Below are 7,226 nucleotides of genomic sequence, written 5' to 3'. Positions count from 1 at the left end.
CGCGTGCACCGGCCCCGAGAACGCCGCCTTGGCCTCAGCGATCACATCCTCACGCGAAGTCCACGGCGGAATATGGGTCAGCAACAGCTCCTTGGCCCCGGCGCGAGTAGCGATTTCCCCCGCCTCGGTCCCCGAAAGATGAATCCCCGGAGGACGATTCGCCGGATCATGAGTCCACGACGCCTCGGCCATCAGCACATCCGCACCCTGCGCCAAGTCGACCACCGCATCGCACATCGCCGTATCACCGGTGTAGACGAAGACCCGGCCGTCGCCCGCGGTGATCCGCAGCCCATAGGACTCCGGCGGGTGGAACATCCGCCGAGCTTCCACCGTATGACCGGGCCCGAACGGAATCGGCGTGTTCTCGACCCACGCCTGCGAGTCGATCACATCGGACCAGTCGTCGGTCTCGCCGCCGATCTCCGCGGACGCATTGCCGATCCGCAGCGCGGAATCGGACGGCCCGCGGACCAGCGCCTTCCCGGTCGGCGGATTCGGGTGGTAGCGACGCCACACCAGCAGTGCGGGCAGATCCAAGCAGTGATCCGCGTGCAGGTGGGTGAGGAAGATATCGACATCGGCCGGGTTCATGTGCTTCTGCAGCGCGCCGAAAATACCGGGGCCGAAGTCGATGACAGTCGGCCGCATATCAGGGCCCGTCAGCAGGTAGCCCGACGCTGGGGAGTCCGGGCCGGACACGCTGCCCGAGCACCCGAGGACGGTAAGGCGCATACCCCCATGCTGCCACGACGTGCTGGTGCTCAATGCAGGATCCCCCCAATTTCCAGACCGGATCCCCGGTTACCGCGTTGGTAGTGCGCGGCCGACCGATGCTCCACGGCGGCGTCGACGTTCATCTGACGAGAGTACCCAGCCCGCGAGCACTCCACCCACCGCCCCGAAAAGATGCCCCTGCCAAGAAATTCGAGGGTCGCTCGGCAGCACGCCCCACAGCATCGAGCCGTAGAACACGAGGATCACCAGTCCCACCACGATCTGGCCCACATTGCGCGTGAACCACCCGCGGCAGATCAGGTACGTCAGCCAGCCGAACACGATCGACGACGCTCCCACGTGCACACTTCCCGCCGACCCCGTGAGCCAGGTACCGACGCCCGCGATCACCCAGATGATCGCCGTGGCCGCGATCCCCCGCCCGATCCCGGAGAGCAGCACGAGGAAACCCAGCACGAGCAACGGCAGCGTGTTGGCGAACAGATGGTCCCACCCGCCGTGCAACAGCGGGGCCCACAGAATCCCGTCGAGCCCGGATACCTCGCGCGGCTCGATTCCCGCCGAGTCGAGTTCGCCGACCGATCCGGGTGGCGAATCGTAGGAGAGCACCATGTCGACGCCCTCGATCACGTACAGCGCCCCCACGAAGCCCAGAATCACCACCGCGGCCCGAATCCACGAACCGCCTCGCGACGCGCCGATGCCCGAACTCGCGTTGCCACGCAGCCCCGAGATCCGATCAGGATCGAACGAGGCACCCACCCCACCGCTCACCGACATCGCCTCCACTCCGGCAAGGGACCGTCGAACAGCCCGTTGACCAGAGCGTACCGAAGCCGGGTCACATCGCGTCAGGCCCAGAGTTGCCCGTCCAGCTTCTCCTCGGCTTCGTCCAGCGTGCCGTCGTATGCCCCGGTGGACAGATACTTCCAGCCGCCGTCGGCGACCACGAACGCGATATCGGCCCGTTTCCCGGCCTTCTGCGCCTTCTTGGCGATGCCGAGCGCGGCGTGCAGGATCGCCCCGGTGGAGATCCCGGCGAAGATTCCCTCCTCGCCGACCAGTTCGCGAGTCCGTTTCACCGCGTCGTACGGGCCCACCGAGAACCGGGTGGTGAGCACCTTCTCGTCGTAGAGCTCGGGGATGAATCCCTCGTCGATGTTGCGCAGGCCGTAGACCAGCTCGCCGTAGCGGGGTTCGGCGGCCACGATCTCGATACCGGGCACGTTTTCACGCAGGAACCGGCCGGTGCCCATCAACGTCCCGGTCGTGCCGAGTCCCGCGACGAAATGGGTGATCTCCGGCAGGTCGGCCAGCAGTTCCGGCCCGGTGTTCTCGTAGTGCGCGAGCGCGTTGGCCGGGTTGCCGTACTGGTACAGCATCACCCAATCCGGATTCTCCGCCGCGATCTGCTTGGCCATCGCCACCGCTTGATTGGATCCGCCCGCCGCGGGCGAGTCGATGATCTCGGCGCCGAACATCGTGAGCAGTTGCCGCCGCTCCACCGAGGTGTTCTCCGGCATCACGCACACGATCCGGTAACCCTTGAGCTTGGCCGCCATGGCCAGCGAGATCCCGGTGTTGCCGCTGGTCGGCTCCAGAATCGTGCAGCCGGGGGTGAGCAGCCCGTCGGCCTCGGCCTGTTCGATCATCCGCAGCGCGGGCCGGTCCTTGATCGAGCCCGTGGGATTGCGGTCCTCGAGCTTGGCCCACAGCCGCACATGATCGTCGCCGTCCCACTGGGGCGACAGTGTCTGCAATCCGACGAGCGGCGTATTGCCGAGCGTCGCGATCAGCGATTCGTAGCGGGCCACGGGGTCAGGCGCCGCCGGCCACGGCGGGCAGGATGGTGACCGACGCGCCCGCGGGCACCTCGGCTTCCAGCCCACCGGAGAAGCGCACGTCCTCGTCGTCGACGTAGATGTTGACGTAGCGGTTCAGCTTGCCGTCCGACAGCAGCTTCTCGGCCAGCCCGGGGTGGTTCGCGTCGAGATCGGCGATGAGCGCGGACAGCGTCGAGCCCTCGCCCTGCACCCGCTTCTCACCTCCGGTGATACCACGCATGATGGTCGGAATGGACACGGTTACCGGCATGGGGGCTCCTCGGGGGTGGTGACTGTTCTCGGACGGTTCAGTAGGAATCGACGATGCGCACCGGTTCTTCGGTGACCTCGCCGTCGACGATGCGGTAGCTGCGCAGTTCGTGCTCCTGCGGGTCGCGCGTGGAGACCAGCACATAGTGCGCGTCCGGTTCGGCGGCGTAGGAGATGTCGGTGCGGCTCGGGTAGGCCTCGGTGGCGGTATGCGAGTGGTAGATCACGACCGGCACTTCGTCGGCGTCGTCCATCGCGCGCCACACGCGCAGCTGTTCACCGGAATCGAACCGGTAGAAGGTGGGCGAGCGTTCGGCGTTGACCATCGCGACGAAGCGTTCCGGCCGGTCGCTGCCCTCGGGGCCGGCGATGATGCCGCATGCCTCGTCCGGGTGGTCGGCGCGAGCGTGCGCCACCATCGCGTCAACGAGATCGGCCCTGATCACCAGCACTTCATCGACCCTTTCCACATCCTGCGTGCGCGCTGTCGAGCACCTTCCCCGACAACGACCCACCCTATTCGGGTATTCCGCGGAGTACGCACTCCGGTCCCGGCCGGGTCGTCACCGCAGGCGCGGCAAGCCGCCGAAGGGCTGGTCAGCAGGCAGTTGCGGCCACCGGGCAGCCGCACCACCGACAGTGGGCGACCTCGCGCGAGGCCGCCGATCAGCGCGGAAACAGATCGTAGTAGGCGGGGATCCCGGCGATCGAGGTCGCGGCGAGCACCGCGTCGACGACGGCGCGCTCGACGACCACCGCCGCGGCCGTACACAACTGGTCGAGCAGCAGCAGGTCGGTGGGGAAAGCGCGCGGCAGCGCGAGCGGGGTGACCTCGATCGCGCCGGTGGACAGCGCGAACAGGGTGTCGCCGTCGAGCGGGGAATGCACGGGCCGGATCGCCCTGGCGAGTCCGTCGTGCCCGGTCGCGGCCAGCCGTCGGCAGCCGGCGGGGTCGAGGGCGGCATCGGTGGCGATCACACCGATCGTGGTGTTGAGCACCATGCTCTTCGCGGGGAGCGCGGCAAGTGCGGCGATCTCGTCCGCTGTCGCGTGCCGCAACCCGAAGAAGTCGGGTCCGTCGGTGCCGACGCCCCACGGCAACCCGGTGCGCGGATCGACGACCGACCCGACGGGATTGGCCACGATCACCGCGCCGACGGTCACCCCGGCCCCGGGGCCGTCCGCGAGAACCACACTCGCCGAACCGATTCCGCCCTTGATCGCGCCCGCCCGCGCACCGACACCGGCGCCCGCGGTGCCCCGGGCGAACTCGGTCGACGCCGCCGCGGCCGCGCGATAACCGAAGTCCGCGCCGGGCCGGATACCCCAGTCCCCGACCGGCAGATCGAAGATCACCGCGCCGGGCACGATCGGGACCACCCGACTCGGGTCGGCCGGGTCCATCGGAATGCCCTCGCGGTGTTCCTCCGACCAGCGCATCACCCCGTCCGCGGCGGCGAGGCCGTACGCGCTACCTCCGGTGAGGAGCACGGCATCGAGTTGGCGAACGGTGTTGGCCGGGTCGAGCAGGTCGGTTTCCCTGGTGCCGGGTCCGCCGCCGCGGACGTCGACCGAGGCCGTCGCGCCGCCGGGGACCCGCACGACCGTGCAGCCCGTCGCGGCGCCGGTGCCGAGGGTGACCTCGGCGTCGAGCGCTTGGTGATGCCCGACCAGCACCCCGGCGACATCAGTGATCGAGTTGCGTACTCCGGGGCCGCTGCGCATCATCTCGTCCTTCGTCGGCGATTCCGGTCGTCGCGCTCACGGCGCGAGCGCTTGCAGTAGTGAATCCTGCATCCAGGTGAGCCAGTGGTAGACGTCCAGATGCGGGGCGCGCGGGTCTTCCGGATCGAAATGGTCGGGCGTGTCGTCGTCGATGTCGAGCAGGGTGCCCAGCGCGAGCCGGACATCGGTGAGCGCGGCCAGCCACGCGTCGGCCTGCTCGGGCGTGAGCGCGATCTTGCCGCCCACTTCCGGGCAGCTGTCGAGGACGGTCTGCCCGGCGGCCAGTTTCGCGTCGATGATCTCCGGCTCGTGCAGGCTGCGCAGCGCGCTGTTGAGATCGGCGCGCGTGGCATCGGGAGAACCGGGCTCGGCGCGGTGGAAATCGGGCAGCAGACGCAGCAGTTGCGGATCGTCGGGCGGGGTGGAGCTGCCCGTGCGCAAGCCGGTGAGCGCGGCGAGTTCGTCTTCGGGGGCGTCGGCTGCGCGGTCACTGAGCAGTCCGGACACCGCACCGATCAGAGAGCGAAGGACGGTGGCCTCGTGCTCGTCCATTTCGGATCGAAGCTTGAGGCCACTCAGTGAGTTCTTCCTGCTCCACTTACGCACAGGCCCAGGTTACTCAGGTCGTCAGTCGCGCTGCATGGTTGCCCAGAGCCCCGCGGCGTGCAGTCGGCGCACGTCCTGCTCCATCTTGTCGCGCGATCCCGAGGACACCACCGCCTTGCCCTCGTTGTGCACCTGCATCATCAACTCGGTCGCCTTGGCTTTGCTGTAGCCGAACAGCTTCTGGAAGATGTAGGTGACGTAGTGCATGAGGTTCACCGGATCGTCCCAGACCACGGTGACCCAGGGCCGGTCCTCGGCCTCCAGGATCTCGGTGTATTCGGTGGTCTCCGGTGTCGCCTGCGGTGCCGACAGTGCGGCGTTCACAGCGTCGGTGACGGCGCCGGCCCGAACGTTATTGCACACGGCCATAAAAACCAGGGTACGACGAGGCCCGCAGGAAACAACACCCGCGGTGACTAGAGTTTCTGGTGTGCAGATCCGTGACGAGTTCGCCGGCAGCGCGCTGCTGACCGACCAGTACGAGCTGACCATGCTGGCCGCGGCGCTTGCCGACGGTTCGGCTCAGCGACAGTGCACCTTCGAGGTGTTCGCCCGGCGGTTGCCGAACGGGCGCCGCTACGGCGTCGTCGCCGGCACCGGCCGTCTGCTCGACGCGCTGACCCGCTTCCGCTTCGGCCCGCAAGAGCTGGCTGTGGTCGCGAAGTTCCTCGATCCGGCCACCGTCGACTGGTTGCGCGAGTATCGCTTCACCGGCGATATCGACGGCTACGCCGAAGGCGAGCTGTACTTCCCCGGTTCACCGATCCTGACCGTGCGCGGCAGTTTCGCCGAATGCGTGCTGCTCGAGACCCTCGCGCTGTCGATCTTCAATCACGACAGCGCTATCGCCTCGTCGGCCGCCCGGATGGTGAGCGCGGCCGCGGGCCGCCGGATGATCGAGATGGGATCGCGGCGCACCCACGAGCTCGCCGCGCCGTCGAGCTCGCGCGCCGCCTACCTGGCCGGATTCGACGCGACCTCCAATCTCGAGGCCGTGCGCAGCTTCGGCGTGCCCGGCGCGGGCACCAGCGCGCACGCCTTCACGCTGCTGCACAGCGGCGCCGACGGCGAACACGAAGCCGCGGCGTTCCGCAGCCAGATCGACACGCTCGGCATCGGCACCACGCTGCTGGTCGACACCTTCGACATCACCCGGGGTGTCGCCACGGCCATCGAGGTGGCCGGGCCCGAGCTGGGCGGTGTGCGCATCGACTCCGGCGACCTCGGCGTCCTCGCCAGGCAGGTCCGCGACCAGCTCGACGAACTCGGCGCCACCGGCACGCGCATCGTGGTCTCCGGCGACCTGGACGAGTACGCGATCGCGGCGCTGCGTGCCGAACCGGTCGACGTGTACGGCGTCGGCACGTCGGTGGTCGTCGGTTCGGGTGCCCCGACCGCGGGCATGGTCTACAAGTTGGTCGAGGTCGACGGCATCGCGGTGGCCAAGCGGTCCAGTCACAAGCAGTCGCGCGGCGGGACCAAGAAGGCGGTGCGATTGGCCCGCGCCACCGGCACGATCGTCGAGGAGATCGTCTATCCCGAAGGCGGAGAAGCACCGGCCACCAACGGTTTTCAGGTGCGGGAGCTGCAGGTGCAGCTGGTTCGCGAAGGCAAGGTGGTCGACGGTGTGGCGACGCTGGCGCAGAGTCGCGAGCTGGTCGCGCGCGGGTTGGTGAGCCTGCCGTGGGAAGGGCTGAAGCTCTCGGCGGGCGAGCCCGCCGTGCCGACAACGTTCCTCGGCTGAGCGTCGCGGCACGCCGACGTGCCGACGACTCTCGACCGCACCGGCACCCGGTCGGCCACCGCGCCGGGGTGGCCGCGTGGCGTCGCGCGGCGGAGAATGGTGCGGTCGAACGAGCTGGAGGATGACATGGGACGCGGTCTGATCATCGTGGACGTACAGAACGATTTCTGCGAGGGCGGCTCCCTCGCGGTCGCCGGCGGCGCGGCGGTAGCGGCCGCGATCACCGACTTCGTCGCCGGTGAGCAGTACGATGCGGTCGTCGCCACCCGCGACTGGCACATCGACCCCGGCGCCCACTTCTCCACCGAACCCGACTACGT

Annotated in this window: 9 protein-coding genes and 1 pseudogene; 2 read left to right on the top strand and 8 right to left on the bottom strand. The window is 68.6% G+C overall.

Annotated features, from left to right (window positions below):
• The 8 genes from ACFWF3_RS17850 to clpS form a co-directional block, all read right to left on the bottom strand.
• On the bottom strand, positions 1 to 735 hold a 735-nt coding region (locus ACFWF3_RS17850; RefSeq protein WP_379314508.1), incomplete at its 3' end, for a cyclic nucleotide-degrading phosphodiesterase.
• A 69-nt stretch (positions 736 to 804) separates the two neighbouring features.
• On the bottom strand, positions 805 to 1,518 hold the full coding sequence (locus ACFWF3_RS17845; RefSeq protein WP_378996729.1) for a rhomboid family intramembrane serine protease: 714 nt from the start codon (positions 1,516 to 1,518) through the stop codon (positions 805 to 807).
• Between the two features lie 71 nt (positions 1,519 to 1,589).
• Complete coding sequence (locus tag ACFWF3_RS17840) at positions 1,590 to 2,552, bottom strand: PLP-dependent cysteine synthase family protein (RefSeq protein ID WP_378996727.1); 963 nt, start codon at positions 2,550 to 2,552, stop codon at positions 1,590 to 1,592.
• A gap of 4 nt (positions 2,553 to 2,556) precedes the next feature.
• A complete protein-coding gene (locus ACFWF3_RS17835) occupies positions 2,557 to 2,832 on the bottom strand; it encodes a MoaD/ThiS family protein (protein WP_101464168.1) in 276 nt (91 codons plus the stop codon).
• Between the two features lie 37 nt (positions 2,833 to 2,869).
• Positions 2,870 to 3,283 (bottom strand): M67 family metallopeptidase, encoded by a 414-nt coding sequence (locus ACFWF3_RS17830; protein ID WP_358071628.1) that lies wholly within the window; start codon positions 3,281 to 3,283, stop codon positions 2,870 to 2,872.
• 214 nt (positions 3,284 to 3,497) lie between these two features.
• The gene (locus ACFWF3_RS17825; protein ID WP_379314507.1) at positions 3,498 to 4,559 is read right to left on the bottom strand and encodes a P1 family peptidase; all 1,062 of its coding nucleotides are present in this window, start codon (positions 4,557 to 4,559) and stop codon (positions 3,498 to 3,500) included.
• A gap of 33 nt (positions 4,560 to 4,592) precedes the next feature.
• Positions 4,593 to 5,162 (bottom strand): DUF2017 domain-containing protein, encoded by a 570-nt coding sequence (locus tag ACFWF3_RS17820; RefSeq protein ID WP_378996723.1) that lies wholly within the window; start codon positions 5,160 to 5,162, stop codon positions 4,593 to 4,595.
• A 21-nt stretch (positions 5,163 to 5,183) separates the two neighbouring features.
• Positions 5,184 to 5,531 carry an ATP-dependent Clp protease adapter ClpS gene (gene clpS / locus ACFWF3_RS17815; RefSeq protein ID WP_101464172.1) on the bottom strand — a complete coding sequence of 116 codons (348 nt, stop codon included), beginning with the start codon at positions 5,529 to 5,531 and terminating at the stop codon, positions 5,184 to 5,186.
• 61 nt (positions 5,532 to 5,592) lie between these two features.
• On the opposite strand from clpS, the gene ACFWF3_RS17810 reads away from it, so the two are divergent.
• Together ACFWF3_RS17810 and ACFWF3_RS17805 are read left to right on the top strand one after the other, a co-directional pair.
• A complete protein-coding gene (locus tag ACFWF3_RS17810) occupies positions 5,593 to 6,906 on the top strand; it encodes a nicotinate phosphoribosyltransferase (protein WP_379314506.1) in 1,314 nt (437 codons plus the stop codon).
• A gap of 126 nt (positions 6,907 to 7,032) precedes the next feature.
• Positions 7,033 to 7,226, top strand: a pseudogene (locus ACFWF3_RS17805) (nicotinamidase); the annotation flags it as partial.

Origin of the sequence: Nocardia sp. NPDC060220 (assembly GCF_042727815.1) — a bacterium.
Taxonomy (GTDB): Bacteria; Actinomycetota; Actinomycetes; order Mycobacteriales; family Mycobacteriaceae; genus Nocardia.
This window is presented reverse-complemented; position numbering and strand designations above follow the sequence as displayed.